Source organism: Actinomadura sp. NPDC049753 (assembly GCF_040674655.1).
Lineage (GTDB): Bacteria > Actinomycetota > Actinomycetes > Streptosporangiales > Streptosporangiaceae > Spirillospora > Spirillospora verrucosospora.
Genome location: NZ_JBFARL010000107.1, coordinates 1 through 17,255, shown reverse-complemented (window position 1 = coordinate 17,255; position 17,255 = coordinate 1). Strand labels below are relative to the sequence as shown.

16 protein-coding genes and 1 tRNA gene are annotated in these 17,255 nt (G+C 68.9%); 12 read left to right on the top strand and 5 right to left on the bottom strand.

Annotated features, from left to right (window positions below; all coding sequences use genetic code 11):
• Window positions 1-20: 20 nt before the first annotated feature.
• From yidC to rpmH, 4 genes are read right to left on the bottom strand one after another with little or no spacing between them, the layout of a single operon-like run.
• The gene (gene yidC / locus AB0K37_RS25165; RefSeq protein ID WP_363985069.1) at window positions 21-1,031 is read right to left on the bottom strand and encodes a membrane protein insertase YidC; all 1,011 of its coding nucleotides are present in this window, start codon (window positions 1,029-1,031) and stop codon (window positions 21-23) included.
• A complete protein-coding gene (gene yidD, locus AB0K37_RS25160; RefSeq protein ID WP_363985067.1) occupies window positions 1,024-1,392 on the bottom strand; it encodes a membrane protein insertion efficiency factor YidD in 369 nt (122 codons plus the stop codon). Before yidD ends, yidC begins: the two co-directional genes overlap by 8 nt.
• Window positions 1,389-1,757 carry a ribonuclease P protein component gene (gene rnpA / locus AB0K37_RS25155; RefSeq protein ID WP_179845230.1) on the bottom strand — a complete coding sequence of 123 codons (369 nt, stop codon included), beginning with the start codon at window positions 1,755-1,757 and terminating at the stop codon, window positions 1,389-1,391. The genes yidD and rnpA overlap by 4 nt, the downstream gene beginning before the upstream one ends.
• A 13-nt stretch (window positions 1,758-1,770) precedes the next feature.
• On the bottom strand, window positions 1,771-1,908 hold the full coding sequence (gene rpmH / locus AB0K37_RS25150; RefSeq protein ID WP_179845229.1) for a 50S ribosomal protein L34: 138 nt from the start codon (window positions 1,906-1,908) through the stop codon (window positions 1,771-1,773).
• Window positions 1,909-2,510: 602 nt separating this feature from the next.
• Between rpmH and dnaA the strand changes: the two genes are divergently transcribed.
• From dnaA to AB0K37_RS25105, 9 genes are all read left to right on the top strand, one after another.
• Entirely contained in the window at window positions 2,511-4,583 is a 2,073-nt protein-coding gene (gene dnaA, locus AB0K37_RS25145; RefSeq protein WP_363985065.1) for a chromosomal replication initiator protein DnaA, read from the top strand.
• Between the two features lie 653 nt (window positions 4,584-5,236).
• On the top strand, window positions 5,237-6,379 hold the full coding sequence (dnaN, locus tag AB0K37_RS25140) for a DNA polymerase III subunit beta (RefSeq protein WP_345182815.1): 1,143 nt from the start codon (window positions 5,237-5,239) through the stop codon (window positions 6,377-6,379).
• 17 nt (window positions 6,380-6,396) lie between these two features.
• Window positions 6,397-7,413 (top strand): phosphogluconate dehydrogenase (NAD(+)-dependent, decarboxylating), encoded by a 1,017-nt coding sequence (gene gnd, locus AB0K37_RS25135; protein ID WP_363985062.1) that lies wholly within the window; start codon window positions 6,397-6,399, stop codon window positions 7,411-7,413.
• Window positions 7,414-7,631: 218 nt separating this feature from the next.
• Window positions 7,632-8,774: a DNA replication/repair protein RecF gene (gene recF / locus AB0K37_RS25130; RefSeq protein WP_363985060.1), complete on the top strand. Its 1,143-nt coding sequence runs from the start codon at window positions 7,632-7,634 to the stop codon at window positions 8,772-8,774.
• On the top strand, window positions 8,771-9,289 hold the full coding sequence (locus AB0K37_RS25125; protein WP_363985058.1) for a DciA family protein: 519 nt from the start codon (window positions 8,771-8,773) through the stop codon (window positions 9,287-9,289). The genes recF and AB0K37_RS25125 overlap by 4 nt, the downstream gene beginning before the upstream one ends.
• 357 nt (window positions 9,290-9,646) lie before the next feature.
• Window positions 9,647-11,584, top strand: a complete 1,938-nt coding sequence (gene gyrB / locus AB0K37_RS25120) for a DNA topoisomerase (ATP-hydrolyzing) subunit B (RefSeq protein ID WP_345182819.1) — start codon at window positions 9,647-9,649, stop codon at window positions 11,582-11,584.
• A gap of 81 nt (window positions 11,585-11,665) precedes the next feature.
• Window positions 11,666-14,170 (top strand): DNA gyrase subunit A, encoded by a 2,505-nt coding sequence (gene gyrA / locus AB0K37_RS25115; protein WP_363985056.1) that lies wholly within the window; start codon window positions 11,666-11,668, stop codon window positions 14,168-14,170.
• Between the two features lie 42 nt (window positions 14,171-14,212).
• Window positions 14,213-15,178: a DUF3566 domain-containing protein gene (locus tag AB0K37_RS25110; RefSeq protein WP_363985054.1), complete on the top strand. Its 966-nt coding sequence runs from the start codon at window positions 14,213-14,215 to the stop codon at window positions 15,176-15,178.
• Between the two features lie 91 nt (window positions 15,179-15,269).
• A tRNA-Ile gene (locus tag AB0K37_RS25105) sits at window positions 15,270-15,346 on the top strand.
• A 49-nt stretch (window positions 15,347-15,395) separates the two neighbouring features.
• Here the strand turns inward: AB0K37_RS25105 and AB0K37_RS25100 are convergent.
• A complete protein-coding gene (locus AB0K37_RS25100) occupies window positions 15,396-15,665 on the bottom strand; it encodes a tyrosine-type recombinase/integrase (protein WP_363985052.1) in 270 nt (89 codons plus the stop codon).
• A 40-nt stretch (window positions 15,666-15,705) separates the two neighbouring features.
• Between AB0K37_RS25100 and AB0K37_RS25095 the strand changes: the two genes are divergently transcribed.
• The 3 genes from AB0K37_RS25095 to AB0K37_RS25085 all read left to right on the top strand — a co-directional run bounded on the left by AB0K37_RS25095 (window position 15,706) and on the right by AB0K37_RS25085 (window position 16,981).
• Window positions 15,706-16,014, top strand: a complete 309-nt coding sequence (locus tag AB0K37_RS25095) for a hypothetical protein (RefSeq protein WP_363985050.1) — start codon at window positions 15,706-15,708, stop codon at window positions 16,012-16,014.
• Entirely contained in the window at window positions 16,011-16,640 is a 630-nt protein-coding gene (locus AB0K37_RS25090; protein ID WP_363985048.1) for a 2'-5' RNA ligase family protein, read from the top strand. Before AB0K37_RS25095 ends, AB0K37_RS25090 begins: the two co-directional genes overlap by 4 nt.
• A 206-nt stretch (window positions 16,641-16,846) precedes the next feature.
• Window positions 16,847-16,981, top strand: a complete 135-nt coding sequence (locus tag AB0K37_RS25085; protein ID WP_363985046.1) for a hypothetical protein — start codon at window positions 16,847-16,849, stop codon at window positions 16,979-16,981.
• Window positions 16,982-17,255 lie beyond the last annotated feature (274 nt).

The following is a 17,255-nucleotide window of genomic DNA, read 5'->3' as shown; positions in this document are numbered from 1 at the left end:
GCACGTGCTCGGGGTCCAAACTAGCGCTTCTGGGTACCGCTGCGCTTGCTGCGCGACTTGCGGGTCGGCTGGTTGCGCACGACCTTCGGCTTGTCCTCGGGCTCGGGGGCCGGCTCCGGCTCCTTCTTCAGCTTCGCCTTGATGCCGGACGACGCCGCCTGGCCGTTCTTGGAGGCACCCGTCTTGGAGCCGGAGGGCTTCGAGCCGGCGGTCTTCGGGCCCGTCTTCGTCCCCGTCTTGGCGGCGGCGGCCGCGGCCTCGCCGTCCGTGCCGGGCGGTGGGTACCGCTTGTAGATGTAGTGCTGCTGCGCCAGGGTCCAGCTGTTGGACGTCACCCAGTACATGAGGACGCCCAGCGGGAAGCCGAGGCCGAAGAGGCCGAACAGCGGCGCCAGGAAGACCATCATCTTCTGCGCCTGCATCATCGGGTTGGCCTCGTCCGTGACGGGCTGGCGCTTCATGCTGGCCCGGACGGTGAAGAAGGTCGTGACGGAGCTGATCACCACGGCGATGCCGGTGATGATGATCGCCGTCCAGCTCTTGGGGTCGGTGCCCCAGGCGTTCAGGAAGGTGTCCGGGATGTGGGCGCCGAAGATGTTCGCGTTCTGCGCGCTCGCCACCAGGTCGGAGGAGACGGCGAAGACGCTCTGCCCCGGCTTGGCGTCCGAGATCCGCTTCAGCGTCTGGAACAGCCCGATGAAGATGGGCATCTGCACCAGGAGCGGCAGGCAGCCCGACAGCGGGTTGGCTCCGTTCTCCTGGTAGAGCTTCATGACCTCCTGGTTGAGGCGCTGCTTGTCGTTCTTGTACTTCTTGCGAAGCGCCTGGACCTTCGGGTTCAGCTCCTGCATCTTGCGCGAGGCGTGGATCTGCTTCACGAAGAGGGGGACGAGGAGCAGCCGCAGGAGGACGGTGAGGAGGATGATCGAACCGCCCCACGCCCATCCGCTGTCCTTGGGGACGACCGTACTGAGCCCCGTGTGGATCCACACGATGAGCTGAGAGACGATCTCGTACAACCAGTCAAGCACCGGGCAGCTCCTTGGGCTCTGCTAGGGCGGGGCCGCTCTCCTCGCGGCCGGAGTTCGAGGAAGCCGCCGCATGCTGTTCCGGCGTCTTCTTCGGCGGTACCGGGTCGTAACCGCCGGGGTGGAAAGGCTGGCACCGGGCTATCCGGCGGACGATCAGCCACGTGCCGCGCGGCGCCCCGTGCACCTGGAGAGCCTCCAGGCCGTACGCGCTGCAACTGGGGTGGAAGCGGCACTGCTGCCCGAGCAGGGGACTCAAGAAGCGGCGGTAGGCGCGGACGAGAAGGATCAGCACGGCCGCGACGGGACCCGGGCGGCCCGTCCTGTGCTGCGCGGGGAACTCCGTCCCCTGCGGACTCCTCATCTTCGCCCCTTGGACGCGGGCCGCAGCAGCCGGTCGAGCGCCGACTCCAGATCCGCGGCCAGTTCGTCTGGTCGCGCCGCTCCCGCACGGGGGTTGGCGCGCACTACGAGCAGGCTACCCGCTGGGAGGCGGTCGAGGTGCGGGCGCATCAGGTGGCGGAGCCGGCGCCGGGTCGTGTTGCGCACCACGGCGTTGCCGACGGTGCGCGCCACGATGAACCCGACCAGCGGCCGCGCCGCCGCCGGTCGGACCTCCTCCGGGCGCAGCAGGTGGACGACGACAGTTGGCCGTCCGGCGCGGCGACCGCGCCGGACGGCCAACGAGAAGTCGTCCCGCCGCCGCATCCGGTTTCCGGACGGCAGCACTATGAGGGGTGGGTCAGACCGCGACGCGGGCGCGGCCCTTGCTGCGCCGGCTCGACAGGATCGCGCGGCCCGCGCGCGTGCGCATGCGCAGCCGGAAGCCGTGCTTCTTGTGGCGACGACGGTTGTTCGGCTGGAAGGTACGCTTGCTCACTTTGAGACTCCAGTGCTGCGGTCGGTTCGTCTGACGACTTGACGCTCGAAGGCTCGCATCGAGGGCCGCGTACGGTCCCCCGCAGCGGGGGCCCACCCGAGCTTTCCTGAGGGGCTGCCGGCGGGCACGCGGCATCTCCGTCGATGCGACTCGACCTCAGAACGTTACGGGGTATCCGGGGGGCCGGTCAAACGGAGGCGGCCGCCGCACGGCTCCGCCCCGGACCTCCGCCGGACGGGCGGGATCGATGGTGACCGTGTTGCGGCTGTGCCCGGCAGGGGTTAAGGTCAACGAGGCGAGCCGACACTTCCTTCGACGAATCCGATGTCGGCGTTCAGCCCTGAGCCCCCGTTCGAGAACCATCGCTTACCGGCCCTCATGAAGGCCGGCCCCTTGTCGACCGCGTATCCCTGAACCCGCCTCGTGGGTTTTACACAGGGTCCCCATGCCTATGCACAGCATGTGGACAACTCTGTGGACAACTCGTGAGAGAGTAAGTCTTCCGCGTCGCGGCTGTGTCCTGCGAGGCGTGTGACATCCCGCGGGAAAGCCGGGCAGTCAGGTGCTCCGTTCGGCGGAGTTGTGGGGAGGGGACCTTGCGCATGGACGGTCAGGATCTCGGATCGGTCTGGGCCCGCACCCTCACCGCACTGTCCGAGAGCGATCTGTCGCCGAGCTACCGCGCATGGCTGCCCATGGTCCGCCCGCTGGCCCTCGTCGAGGGAACGGCGCTTCTCGCCGCACCCAACGAGTTCGCCAAGGACGCGCTGGAGACGCGCCTGCGCAACCTCATCACGCAGGCACTTTCCCGTGAGCTCGGCAGGGAGATCCGGGTCGCGGTGACCGTCCAGCCGGAGCCTCCGGGCGGTGCTCGGCAGGGCGGGGGCGAGCCCTTGTCCGCGCCGATTCCGGGGCCGGGCGGAGGGCTCGGCATGCACGAGCCCGCTCCTTCTTATGGGGAGTCCTACGGCGAGCGGCCGCACGACGAGCGCGACCGGGATCGAGACCGTTCTTATACGGAGCAGCCCTACGGGGAGCAGTCGTACGGAGAGTCGTACGGAGACCAGTCGTCCTACGCGGAACGTCCCGAGCGCCCCTATCCGGAGCAGCCGTACACAGACCAGGGATACCGGCCGCAGTCGGGAGTTACCCACAACCCCGGCTCGCCCGGAGGTTATCCACAGGCTCAGGACGACGACCGTGGATCGTACCCGCCCGCTCCCCGTCCGCCGGCGTACGGCGCGGGCCCCGGCGGACGCGGCCCTGCGCCCTACGAAGGGCGCGGCTACCCGACCTACGGCGGGCAGGAAGGCTACGGCGGCGAACCCCAAGGACGGCCGCCGCACTCCCATCTCAATGACCGCACCCTCGGCCCGTTGCGCCCTGGCGGCCGTCCAGAGGCCCAAGGCAGGGAACCGCAGCACCCTGGGAACGAGGGCCCTCTCGGGCACTCGGACGACAAGTTCCAGAAGGGTGAACAGTCCTACGCAGGGGCCGAGCAGCCGTATTCAAGCGGTGAGCAGTCCTACAGGGGCGAAGGGGTCTTCCGCGACGAGGAGGGCTCCGACTCCCGGGTTCCCGGGTCCGACCCCCGTCAGCCCGCGCCGGCACCTTCGCAGCAGGCCGGCGCTTCCGAGCATGCGCGGCTGAACCCGAAGTACACCTTCGAGACGTTCGTCATCGGCTCGTCGAACAGGTTCGCGCACGCCGCCGCCGTCGCGGTGGCCGAGCAGCCTGCCAAGGCCTACAACCCGTTGTTCGTCTACGGTGACTCGGGCCTGGGGAAAACCCACCTGCTCCACGCGATCGGCCACTACGCCCAGAGCCTCTTCAACGGGGCCCGCGTCCGCTACGTGAGCTCCGAGGAGTTCACGAACGACTTCATCAACTCGATCCGCGACGGCAAGGCGGACGGGTTCCGCCGCCGCTACCGGGATGTGGACATCCTCCTCGTCGACGACATCCAGTTCCTTGAGGGCAAGGAGCAGACGCAGGAGGAGTTCTTCCACACGTTCAACACGCTCCACAACGCCAGCAAGCAGATCGTGATCTCCAGCGACCGTCCGCCCAAGGAGCTGGTCACGCTGGAGGACCGGCTGCGCAACCGGTTCGAGTGGGGCCTGACGACCGACGTCCAGCCGCCCGAGCTGGAGACGCGGATCGCGATCCTGCAGAAGAAGGCCCGGCAGGAGGGACTCGCCGCGCCGCCCGACGTGCTGGAGTTCATCGCCTCGCAGATCGCGACGAACATCCGCGAGCTGGAGGGCGCGCTGATCCGGGTCACGGCGTTCGCGAGCCTGAACCGCCAGTCGGTCGACATGAAGCTCGCCGAGATCGTCCTGAAGGACCTCATCCCCAACGACTCCGGTCCCGAGATCACCGCCGCGATGATCATGGCGCAGACCGTCGAGTACTTCGGGACGACGATCGACGACCTGTGCGGCCCGTCCCGCTCGCGGATGCTCGTCACCGCCCGGCAGATCGCGATGTACCTGTGCCGGGAGCTGACGGAGCTGTCCCTTCCGAAGATCGGCCAGCAGTTCGGGGGACGCGACCACACCACGGTCATGCACGCCGAACGCAAGATCCGGTCGCTGATGGCCGAGCGCCGCGCCATATACAACCAGGTCACGGAGCTGACGGGGCGCATCAAGCACCAGGCCCGCAAGCGCTGATCCCCCTGTTCGTACACACTGTGGACAGACCCGCGTCACGCCTGTGGACGAGCCCCTGCCGCGCCGTCCACACCCCGTCCAGGGCAAAGAAACGACAAAAGGCACGCGTCCCCCGAGAATCGGCAGCGCTGCTCACAACTTGTGGAAAACTCTGGGGATTTTCGCGGATAACCCTGTGGGCAACCGTTGGAGAAGCTGAGGATGAACGGTGGACGGGTGTGGACCGGGTGTGCACCGCCGCCCGGCCTTCTGGGGAAAACCGGTGGACGGGCTGGGGACGGCCTGGGGACGGCCTCGAAGATCACCGGTCCCGTCGTCCCCAGGGCGGGCGAACGGGCGGTATACCCGTGGAGAACTCGTGGATAACCGGGGGATGACATGAGGACGACCTGTGGGGATGATTTCGCCGTCCCCAGGCGCCGCCGCGCCGTCCACCGCCCATGCACAGCACCGGTGGACAGAGAAACCCGGTCTCACCTGGGACAACGGCCTCTGTCCACACTATCCACGGCCCCTATTACTGGTACTGCTCTACATCTCTATCCAAGAAAAGATCCATCTCAAGTCAGGGCCTGGGGACAACGCGCACCGAGCGCCCCGGCCCGGACGAGATCAGCTCACCCTTGTCCGACACCTGCAGGAGGCGGGTCCCTTTGAAGTTCCGCATCGACAGAGACGCCCTGGCCGACGCCGTCGCCTGGACCGCTCGCACGCTCCCCGTCCGTCCCCCGGTGCCGGTCCTCGCGGGCATGCACATCGTCGCCGGGGGTGAGGGCAACGGCGACCGGCTGAAGCTGTCCGCGTTCGACTACGAGGTCTCGGCACAGGTGTCCACGGACATCGACGTGGAGGAGGCCGGGACGGCGCTGGTGTCGGGCCGGCTCCTCGCCGAGATCTCGCGCAGCCTTCCTCCCCACCCTGTGGAGGTGACGACGGACGGCGCGAAGGTGATGCTCCGCTGCGGCAGCGCGAAGTTCACACTTCTCACCATGCCTGTGGAGGACTACCCGACGCTGCCGGAGATGCCGCCCGCCGCGGGGTCGGTGGGAAGCGACGAGTTCGCCGCCGCCGTGTCCCAGGTCGCGATCGCCGCGGGCAAGGACGACACGATCCCCATGCTGACCGGCGTCCGTGTGGAGATCGAGGGCGAGACCGTCACGCTGGCGTCCACGGACCGCTACCGCCTCGCCGTCCGCGAGATGCACTGGAAGCCCGAGCGCCCGGACTTCTCCGCCGTCGCGCTCGTCCCGGCCCGCACGCTGGCCGACACGGCCAAGTCGCTGACGGCCGGCGCGGAGGTGTCGATCGCGCTCGGCGGGACGGGCGGCACCGGCGAAGGCATGATCGGTTTCGAGGGCGGCGGCCGCCGCACCACGTCCCGGCTGCTGGACGGCGACTTCGTCAAGTACCGCTCGCTGCTGCCGAGCGAGTACGCGGGCCTCGCCGAGGTCCAGACCGCCGCCTTCATCGAGGCCGTCAAGCGCGTCTCCCTGGTGGCGGAGCGCAACACCCCCGTCCGGCTCTCCTTCAGCCAGGGCGAGGTCGTCCTGGAGGCCGGGACGGGCGACGAGGCTCAGGCCGTGGAGGCCCTGGAGGCGTCCCTGGAGGGCGAGGACATCGACATCGCGTTCAACCCCGGGTTCCTCCTCGACGGGCTCTCCGCGATCGGCTCGGACGTGGCGCGGCTGTCCTTCACCACCCCGACCAAGCCCGCCGTCCTCACCGGAAAGCCGCCGCAGGAAGGCGAGAACCCGAACTACCGTTATCTGATCATGCCGGTTCGTCTGTCCGGATAAGTACCACGCTCCGGGGCATGGCACCGTGGCGATGTCCGCGGGGGAGCCGCGCCCCCGCGGGCAGGCAGAGCAGGCACGCACAGGCGGTACGCACAGGGGAGAGTGAGCGTTTCATGGAGCTTGGCATCATCGGCCTGGGCAAGATGGGCGGCAACATGGCCGAGCGGCTGCGCCGCGGCGGCCACACCGTCGTCGGCTACGACCGCGACCCGGAGGTCAGCGACGTCGGCTCGGTCGAGGAGCTGGTCGAGCGGTTGTCCCCGCCGCGTGCCGTGTGGGTGATGGTCCCCGCCGGCAAGCCGACGGCGGAGACCATCCACAAGCTGGGGGAGGTCCTGGAGCAGGGCGACCTCGTCGTGGACGGCGGTAATTCACACTATGTGGACGACCGGAAGCACGGCGAGGAGCTGGCCGCCAAGGGCATCGGATTCGTCGACTGCGGTGTCAGCGGGGGCGTGTGGGGCCTGGAGAACGGCTACGCGCTCATGGTCGGCGGCGACGAGGACGACGTGAAGCGGCTGATGCCGATCTTCGAGACGCTCAAGCCCGAGGGCGAGTACGGCTTCGTCCACTCCGGCAAGGTCGGCGCGGGCCACTTCGTGAAGATGGTCCACAACGGCATCGAGTACGCGATGATGCAGGCGTTCGGCGAGGGCTACGAGCTGATCGAGGCCAGCGACATCGTCACCAACGTGCCGGAGACGTTCCGGAGCTGGCAGGAGGGCACCGTCATCCGCTCCTGGCTGCTCGACCTGCTGAACCGCGCGCTCGCGGGCGACCCCGAGCTGGACGACCTGCGCGGCTACGCCAACGACTCCGGCGAGGGCCGCTGGACCGTCCAGGCCGCCGTCGACCACGCCGTCCCGCTGCCCGCCATCACGGCGTCCCTGTTCGCCCGCTTCGCCTCCCGCCAGGACGACTCCCCCACGATGCGCGTCGTCGCCGCCCTCCGCAACCAGTTCGGCGGCCACGCCGTCGAGTCCTCCAAGGGAGCCGACTCCCCCGGCGCCGACGTCAACCCCCCTTCGGTCTGACCCTCGGTTATCCACAGTTGTGGGTTCCGGCCCCGGCTCTCGGCGGTGTGTTCCAGGCTGGGAGTGGGGTCGGCCCCCCTGGGAGGGCGGGGTGTGCACAGGCCTCATGTGTGGGCGGAGTGTGCACGGGCCCGCGTCTGCGGGCGGGGCGTGCACGCGGCCCCGTCTGTGGGTGAGGTGTGTGGTGGGGGGCAGGGGAGGCTCTACGCTCGTGTGTTGTGCACGTTGCCCACCTTTCGCTGCAGGACTTCCGCTCGTATCCGACCGCCGAGGTCGCGTTGGAGCCGGGAGTCACCGCGTTCGTGGGGCCGAACGGGCAGGGCAAGACGAACCTGGTCGAGGCCATCGGGTACGTCGCCTCGCACGGCAGCCACAGGGCCGCGACGGACGCGCCGCTCGTCCGGCACGGGGCGCCGCGGGCGATCGTCCGGGCCGGGGTGGTGAAGGACGAGCGCAAGGCGCTGATCGAGCTTGAGATCAACCCGGGCAAGGCGAACCGGGCGCGGCTCAACCGGTCCCCCATCCCCAGGCCGCGCGAGATCCTGGGGATGCTGCGGACCGTGCTGTTCGCCCCGGAGGACCTCGCGCTCGTGAAGGGCGACCCGGGGGAGCGGCGCCGGTTCATGGACGAGTTGCTGACCGCGCGGGCGCCGAGGTTCGCAGGCGTGCGGTCCGACTACGACCGCGTCCTCAAGCAGCGCAACGCCCTGCTGAAATCGGCGGCCGCCCATCGGCGCTCCCCGGGCCCGGAGGTGCTCGCCACCCTGGACGTGTGGGATTCGCATCTGGCGCGCATGGGGTCGGAGCTTCTGGCGGCACGGCTCGATCTCGTCGCGGCACTGCGTCCGCTTGTGGCGCAGGCCTACGCGGCGCTCGCTCCACACAGCGGCGCGGCCGACCTGATCTACAAGAGCTCCCTGGGCGACGCGGAGTTGTCCACAGACCGTGGACAACTGGCCGAGCAGATCCTGAAGGCGGTCGCCGAGTCCCGCAAGCAGGAACTGGAGCGCGGGGTGAGCCTCGTCGGTCCGCACAGGGACGAGCTGGTGCTGCGCCTCGGGGAGCTTCCCGCGCGCGGCTACGCCAGCCACGGCGAGTCGTGGTCGTTCGCGCTCGGGCTGCGGCTCGGCGCGTTCGACCTGCTCCGCGCGGACGGCGACGACCCCGTCCTGATCCTGGACGACGTGTTCGCCGAGCTCGACACCGGGCGGCGCAGCCGGCTGGCCGAGATGGTGGCGCCGGCCGAGCAGGTCCTGATCACGGCGGCCGTCCCCGCGGACGTCCCCGCCGAACTGACAGGGGGCTCGTATACCGTCTCCGACGGCCAGGTCGTTCGTGAGTCCGAGGGGGCGAGCGAGTGAGTGATCCACAGGATGTGCACAAGTCCGCCGAAGCCGGGGCCCCTCCCGCCAAGTCGGGGATCGAGCTGGCGCGCGAGGCGCTCGCGCAGGCCAAGGCGGACGCTCTCAAGCGCGGCACGATGCCCGGTCAGGGCGGCAAGCGCAAGGGTCCCGGGCGGGGCGGGCGCGTGCGCGACCCCGGGCGGGGCGGCGATCCCAAGCTGTTCGGGGCCGCGATCCGCGAGCTGATGGCGTCGCGCGGGTGGGAGCAGCGGGCCGCCGTCGGCGGCGTGTTCGGCAACTGGGCGGGCATCGTCGGAGCGGAACTCGCCGAGCACACCCGGCCCGACCACTTCGAGGACGGCGAGCTGACCGTCGTCGCCGACTCGACGACGTGGGCCACCCAGCTGCGTCTGCTGTCCTCCACGCTCGTGCGGCGGCTGAACGAGGAACTCGGCCACGGCACCGTCCGCCGCGTGAAGGTCGTGGGGCCCTCGTCGGGGCCGCGCCGGACGGGCGCGTGGCGCGCCCGCTGAGCGGCGCCCCCGGACCTCGCCGATGTGTCAGTGGCGGGTGGGAACATCTGTTCGGTGATGGGTCGTCGAGTTCAGCGGCGAGCGCCACGTAGGCCAGATAACCCCCCTGACCCAATGGGGGGATGTGTCTCCGGGGCCCTTCGGCCGCCACACGCGCACACAGCGCTCGCGAGTGCCACTTTTCGCCTCGTCACCCGGTAGAATGAATGCGGGTTCAGGATGCTGCGCCGCCATTGGGTGCCCGGGGCTCTGACAGCACGACCAGAGCACCGACCGGGTGCCCCCATGTGTGTTACGGGGCACACCGCGCCTCCCTCGGGCGCGGAGCGGCAGACATCCCCGGCAGGAGGATCTCCTTTGGCGTACGACGCTAGTTCGATCACTGTCCTTGAAGGGCTTGAGGCGGTTCGCAAGCGCCCGGGCATGTACATCGGCTCGACCGGTGAGCGCGGCCTGCACCACCTCGTCTACGAGATCGTGGACAACGCGGTCGACGAGGCCTTGGCCGGCTACGCCGACGACATCGTGGTGACGCTCCTGGCCGACGGCGGCGTCAGCGTCCTCGACAACGGCCGCGGCATCCCCGTCGGCGAGCACCCTGTGGAGAAGCGCCCGGCCATCGAGCTGGTGCTGACCACGCTGCACGCGGGCGGCAAGTTCGACGGCAAGTCCTACGCCGTCTCGGGCGGCCTGCACGGTGTGGGCTCCGCCGTGGTGAACGCGCTGTCCACCCGGTTGGAGGCGGAGGTCCGCACCGACGGCCACGTGTGGTTCCAGTCCTACACGTGGCAGGGGCCCGAGATCGAGCTCCAGAAGGGCGAGGAGACCGACGAGACCGGGACGCTCATCCGGTTCTGGCCCGACCCCGAGATCTTCGAGACGCTCGAATGGAACTTCGAGACCCTCTCCCGCCGCATGCAGGAGATGGCGTTCCTCAACCGCGGCCTGTCCATCACGCTGCAGGACGAGCGCCCCGACCACGTCAACGGTGAGCCGCACGTCGTCCGGTACCACTACGAAGGCGGCATCGAGGACTTCGTCCGCTACATCAACGCGCGCAAGGACTCCGCGCACGAGTCCGTCATCTACTTCAGCGACGACACCACCGGCATGTCGGTCGAGATCGCCATGCAGTGGAACTCGTCCTACTCCGAGTCGGTGCACACCTTCGCCAACACCATCAACACGGCGGAGGGCGGCACCCACGAGGAGGGCTTCCGCGCGGCGCTCACCACGATCGTCAACCGGTACGCCCGCGACAAGGGCCTGCTGCGCGACAAGGACGACAACCTGACCGGCGAGGACGTCCGCGAGGGCCTCACCGCGATCATCTCGATCAAGCTGGCGGACCCCCAGTTCGAGGGGCAGACCAAGACCAAGCTCGGCAACACCGAGGCCAAGTCGTTCGTGCAGCGGGCCTGCAACGTCTACCTGCGCGACTGGTTCGAGGAGAACCCGGGCGAGGCCAAGGAGATCATCAGCAAGGCGTCGCAGGCGGCGCGGGCACGCGTCGCGGCGCGGCAGGCGCGCGACCTGACCCGGCGCAAGAGCCTGCTGGAGTCGACGTCCCTGCCCGGCAAGCTGTCGGACTGCCAGTCCACCGACCCGGCCAAGTCCGAGCTCTACATCGTCGAGGGCGACTCGGCGGGCGGCTCGGCCAAGGGCGGCCGCAACCCGCACTTCCAGGCGATCCTCCCGATCCGCGGCAAGATCCTCAACGTGGAGAAGGCCAGGATCGACAAGATCCTGAAGAACAACGAGGTGCAGGCGATCATCACCGCCCTCGGCACCGGGGTGCACGACGAGTTCGACATCTCCAAGCTGCGCTACCACAAGATCATCCTGATGTCGGACGCCGACGTGGACGGCCACCACATCAACACCCTGCTGATGACGCTGCTGTTCCGGTTCATGAAGCCGCTGATCGAGGCCGGCCACGTGTACCTGTCGCAGCCCCCGCTCTACAAGATCAAGTGGGACGCGCGGGGCACCGAGGCCGACTACGCCTTCTCCGACTCCGAGCGGGACGCGATCATCGAGGCCGGGATCGCCGCCGGCAAGCGCGACCCCCGTCCCCGCGACCTGGTCCAGCGCTTCAAGGGCCTCGGCGAGATGAACGCCAACGAGCTGTGGGACACCACGATGGACCCCGACAACCGGGTCCTGCTGCAGGTCCAGCTGGACGACGCCGCCCAGGCCGACGAGCTGTTCAGCGTGCTCATGGGCGAGGAGGTCGAGCCCCGCCGGGAGTTCATCCAGCGCAACGCCAAGGACGTGCGCTTCCTCGACATCTGAGGTACGTGCCAGGGCCGGCCCCCGGCCTGACTCCCAGAGGCGGACGTACTTCCTTCCCATCGAGCAGAAGAGGTCTTGAGAGTGACGGACGTGACCACAGAGGGTGGACACCCGGGCGAGCGGATCGAACCGGTCGACATCCAGGTCGAGATGCAGAAGAGCTATCTCGACTACGCGATGTCGGTCATCGTCGCGCGCGCGCTGCCCGAGGTGCGCGACGGCCTCAAACCCGTCCACCGCCGCGTCCTGTACGCGATGTACGACGGCGGCTACCGGCCCGACCGCGGCTACTTCAAGTGCGCCCGCGTCGTCGGCGACGTCATGGGGAACTACCACCCGCACGGCGACTCGGCCATCTACGACGCGCTCGTACGGCTCGCCCAGCCGTGGTCGATGCGGTACCCGCTGGTCGACGGCAACGGCAACTTCGGCTCGCGCGGCAACGACCCCGCCGCGGCCATGCGGTACACCGAGTGCCGCATGGCGCCCCTGGCGATGGAGCTCCTGCGCGACATCGACAAGGAGACCGTCGACTTCTCCCCCAACTACGACGGCCGCTCGCAGGAACCCGACGTCCTGCCCTCCCGGTACCCGAACCTGCTGGTCAACGGGTCCGCCGGCATCGCGGTGGGGATGGCGACGAACATCCCGCCGCACAACCTGCGCGAGGTCGCCGACGGCGTCCGGTGGTACCTGGACAACTACGGCGCGTCCGACGACGAGCTGCTCGAAGCGCTGATCGAGCGCGTCAAGGGCCCCGACTTCCCGACCGCCGGCCTCATCGTCGGCCGCAAGGGCATCGAGGAGGCCTACCGGACCGGCCGCGGCTCCATCACCATGCGGGCCGTCGTCGAGGTCGAGGAGATCCAGGGCCGCACCTGCCTCGTCGTCACCGAGCTCCCCTACCAGGTCAACCCGGACAACCTCGCCCTCAAGATCGCCGACGGCGTGAAGGAGGGCAAGCTCGACGGCATCGCCGACGTCCGCGACGAGACGTCCGGCCGGACCGGGCAGCGCCTGGTCATCGTCCTCAAGCGGGACGCCGTCGCCAAGGTCGTCCTGAACAACCTGTACAAGCACACGCAGCTGCAGGAGACGTTCGGCGCGAACATGCTCGCGCTGGTGGACGGCGTGCCGCGCACCCTGCGCATCGACCAGTTCGTCCGGCACTGGGTCGCGCACCAGATCGACGTCATCGTCCGCCGCACCCGGTTCCTGCTCCGCAAGGCCGAGGAGCGCGCCCACATCCTGCGCGCCCTGCTCAAGGCCCTCGACCGCATCGACGAGGTCATCGCCCTGATCCGGCGCTCGCCGTCCGCCTCGGAGGCGCAGCAGGGCCTGATGAACCTGCTGGAGATCGACGAGATCCAGGCGCAGGCCATCCTCGACATGCAGCTGCGCAAGCTGGCCGCCCTGGAGCGCCAGCAGATCATCGACGAGTACGACAAGCTCATGGCGGAGATCGCCGACTACAACGAGATCCTCGCCTCGCCCGAGCGGCAGCGCCGGATCGTCGGCGACGAGCTCGCCCCGATCGTCGAGAAGTTCGGCGACGAGCGGCGCACCGAGATCATCCCGTTCGACGGGGACGTGTCGTACGAGGACCTCATCGCCGAAGAGGACGTCGTCGTCACCATCACCCGCGGCGGCTACGCCAAGCGCACCCGCACCGACCACTACCGCGCGCAGCGGCGCGGCGGCAAGGGCGTCCGCGGCGCGCAGCTCAAGCAGGACGACATCGTCGACCAGTTCTTCGTCACCACGACGCACCACTGGATCCTGTTCTTCACCAACAAGGGCCGCGTCTACCGCGCCAAGGCCTACGAGCTGCCCGACGCCGGCCGCGACTCGCGCGGCCAGCACGTCGCGAACCTGCTCGCCTTCCAGCCCGACGAGCACATCGCCCAGGTCATGGACCTGCGCGACTACCAGGTCGCTCCCTACCTCGTGCTCGGCACCAAGAAGGGCCGCGTCAAGAAGACGGCGCTGACCGACTTCGACTCGCCCCGCACCGGCGGCATCATCGCCATCAACCTCGTCGACGACGACGAGGTGATCGCGGCGCGGCTCGTGTCGTCCGACGACAACCTGCTGATGGTCTCCACCGGCGCCCAGGCGATCCGGTTCCGCGCCGACGACGAGTCGCTGCGGCCGATGGGACGCGCCACCTCCGGCGTCATCGGCATGCGGTTCGAGGAGGACCAGGAGGTCCTCAACATGCTGGTCGTGCAGGACACCTCGCAGGACGTCCTGGTGGCCACCCGGGGCGGCTACGCCAAGCGCACCCCGGTGGACCAGTACCCGCTCCAGGGCCGTGGGGGTAAGGGCGTTCTCACCGCTAAGATCGTGGAATCTCGCGGTTTGTTGGTCGGAGCTCTGATGGTCGGCCCGGACGACGAGGTGTTCGCGATGACGTCGAACGGCGGCGTGATCCGTACCACCGCCGCCGAGATCAAGCAGTCCGGCAGGCAGACCATGGGCGTCCGCCTGATGAATCTCGCCGACGGGGACAGCGTGGTGGCCATCGCGAGGAACGTAGAGTCCATGGAGGACTCTGACGAAGCCGAAGGGGGCGACGGTGAGTGACGTATCCTGCATCCTCACCGAGCCGCTAGGCCAGGAGGACACGTGAGCACCGAGCCCGGCCAGGACAACGACGGGGCCGGCGCCGCCGGCAAGGGCGGTGACCGGAAACCCGGTGCCAAGTCCGGCCCCGCCAAGCCCACCGGCAAGTCCAAGGGGAAGCCGGGCAAGACGGTGGCCGCCGCTTCCGCCAAGTCCGGGCGCGACGAGACGACCGTCGACATCGGCACCGGTGCGACGGACCCCGCCGGCAAGGGCGCCGACGAGACGCGGTCCGATCTCACGCAGATCGACGACGCGTCGGCCAAGGCGGCCGGCACCCCCGAGATCGCCCCGGTCAGGGACACCGCCGAACCGCCCAAGCCCCCCGCCAGGCCGACGCCTCCGGTCGGCGGCGCGGAGGGCGCGCCGACCGGTTCCGCGTCCGGCTCCGGCCCGGCGGGCTGGGCCAGACCCGCCGAGCCGTCCGGTTCGGTCTCGGCAGGACGTACGGACACGCCCGGCAAGGGGTTCAATTCGGCGGGCGGGTCGTCCGGCTCGGGCGGCCGCGGCTTCGCCGGCACCGTCCTCAAGGACCGTCCGTCCACCGCGGTGGCCCCGGCCAACGCCGCGTCCAAGGCCGCGTCCGGCAAGCCCGCCCGCAAGGCCCAGCTCCAGCTCGCCAGGCTCGAACCCTGGTCGGTGATGAAGTTCAGCTTCGTCATGTCGCTGGTCTGCTTCGTCGTCCTGCTGGTCGCCGTCATCGTCCTGTACGTGATCCTGTCCGGGCTCGGCGTCTTCGACGCGATCAGCGACACCGTCAACAGCCTCACGAAGGAACAGGGCGAGACCACCGGCAGCGTCGACGCCGGAAGCTGGTTCTCCTTCGTCCGCGTGTTCGGCTACACCGTCCTCGTCGGCGCCCTGAACGTCCTTCTCATCACCGCCCTCTCCACGGTCGGCTCCGTCATCTACAACCTCGCCGCTGACCTCGTGGGCGGCGTCGAGGTCACCCTCAAGGAGGCCGAGTAGCCCTGCCCGCCGCCGCCCGGCAATCGATTTCCGGTTGCCCGCCCAGATGGGGTAACCTCTCGTTGCGCCGCCAGGGGCGGCGGCACACTCCGGGCCTATAGCTCAGTCGGTTAGAGCGCATCCCTGATAAGGATGAGGCCGGTGGTTCAAGTCCACCTAGGCCCACCAGCTCAAAGCCCCCCACCGCGACCGGTGGGGGGCTTTTGACAGCAACGGCTCAGCTTTCCGGAGCCCCGAACAGTTCGCCCGCCACCTTGCCAAGTCCCGTCCGGTGGTCGTCGATGTTGCTATCGGTGTAGATCTCCATGGTTGTGGAGATCTTCGCATGGCCGAGGATCGCGGCGGCATCCCGCGCCGGCACCCCCAGCCGCTTGAGAAGCGTTGCTGTCACGTGCCGCAGGTCATGGAGCCGGATACGGCGAAGTCCCGCGTTCACGCGGATCCGTTCAAAAGCTCGCGAGAGGTTGTTCGCGCTAGCAGTAGCCACCCGAACAGGCGACCCGGACGGAGCCCTCCAAGCCGCCGAAATGGCCGACACCGCATGGGCAGCAGGTGCACCCGTCGCCCCAGCGATCTGGGCCCGAATCCGCGTCGGCACCGGAGTAGCCCACCTACTCAAAGGCGACCTCGAAGGCACCGCCGAACAACTCGCCCAGTTGCTCACACTCGACCCCGGCATGCGCCTGACCACCGTCACCCGCTACGTCGCCGATCTCGACCGCCGACTCAGCCACCCCCGCTACCGAGACACCTCCCTAGCCGTCCAACTCAGAGCGCAGATCCGCGACTTCAACGCCGCCGCCCTCACCGACCACCCAGACATGGAGCGCTCATGAGCCCCCTGCCCGCACGCATGATCAACCGCTGGCAGAACCGCCAGGAGCCCGGCCCCGGACAGGGCACGCTCTATTGGCACATCCTTGTAGGCGACCAGCCCGAAGCGCGCGACCTCGCCCAGACCGGACAGAAGCGACTCGCAGGCATTCACGGCCTCCACATGACACCAACCGAGTGGCTCCACATCACCACTCTCGTAGTCGGCCCCACTCACGAGATGACCCCCGAGCAGCAACACGAGATGCTCACCGCGGCATCCGGACTGCTCGCCGACTTGCCGCCCGTCACCGTGAAGCTCAGCCGCATCCTTTACCACCCTGAGGCGATCGCAGTCGCGGTCCACCCGACAGACCACTTGAAGCGAATCCGCAATGCCGTCGAGACGGCTACGCGCAAAGTGACTGGCCGCCCAGGCCACACCGAGGGCCCCACCCAGTGGACCCCGCACATGACACTCGCCTACAGCGAGACCGAGCAACCCGCCGAACCACTCATCACGGCACTGGGCCGAGAACTCCCAACCCTCGAAATCGCGATCGACGCTGTGAGCCTGGTCGAGCAACGAGGCGCCGAACGTCTATGGGACTGGCACCCCGTAGGACGCATCCCGCTCGGACACAGCTAGAAGACTTGCCGAATTGGGCTGTTTTGGATCAAGGGGCGGCGGCGCTCAGGCCGCTGGCGCGACCCAGCGCGGAGACCGCGCATCGCGACTGGACGGGTGTGGCCGCATCGGCTCTTAGCTGGACAGTTCAGCTTGAGAACCATGCAAACCGAGTTGGATGGTGCTGCCCAGTTGCTGCGCCGTCCCGTCTAGTCAGTGGAGTTCTGATGAACGATCTGATCATGTGGCTGCTCAAGAACGGGACCGCACTCTCCCTCACCATCCCGACCTGCGGGAGCAAGTGCGCCGAAGAACCCGCTCTCAAGGTGGTTCGGACCTGGGACTACCTCCCGCAAACCTAGTCGGGCGACCGCCGCGCCTGGGTGGGCCGATAGACCCCATACCCAAGGCCGGCCGCGTCACTGCGGCGGCCTTCCGCAGTAGCGGTCCTTCCAACACGGAAGGACCGCGCTTCAATTTCTACGGGTTTCCAATGCTGGAGAGGCAGGACCACCGAACCAGCGCATGTGGATGGCATAAGGGGCGGCGGCGCTCAGGCCGCTGCGCGGCCCCGCGCCTGGCCGCCCGGAGCGTGCGGCGTGGGCGCCGGTCACCGGACGGCCGCGCCGGACCGCG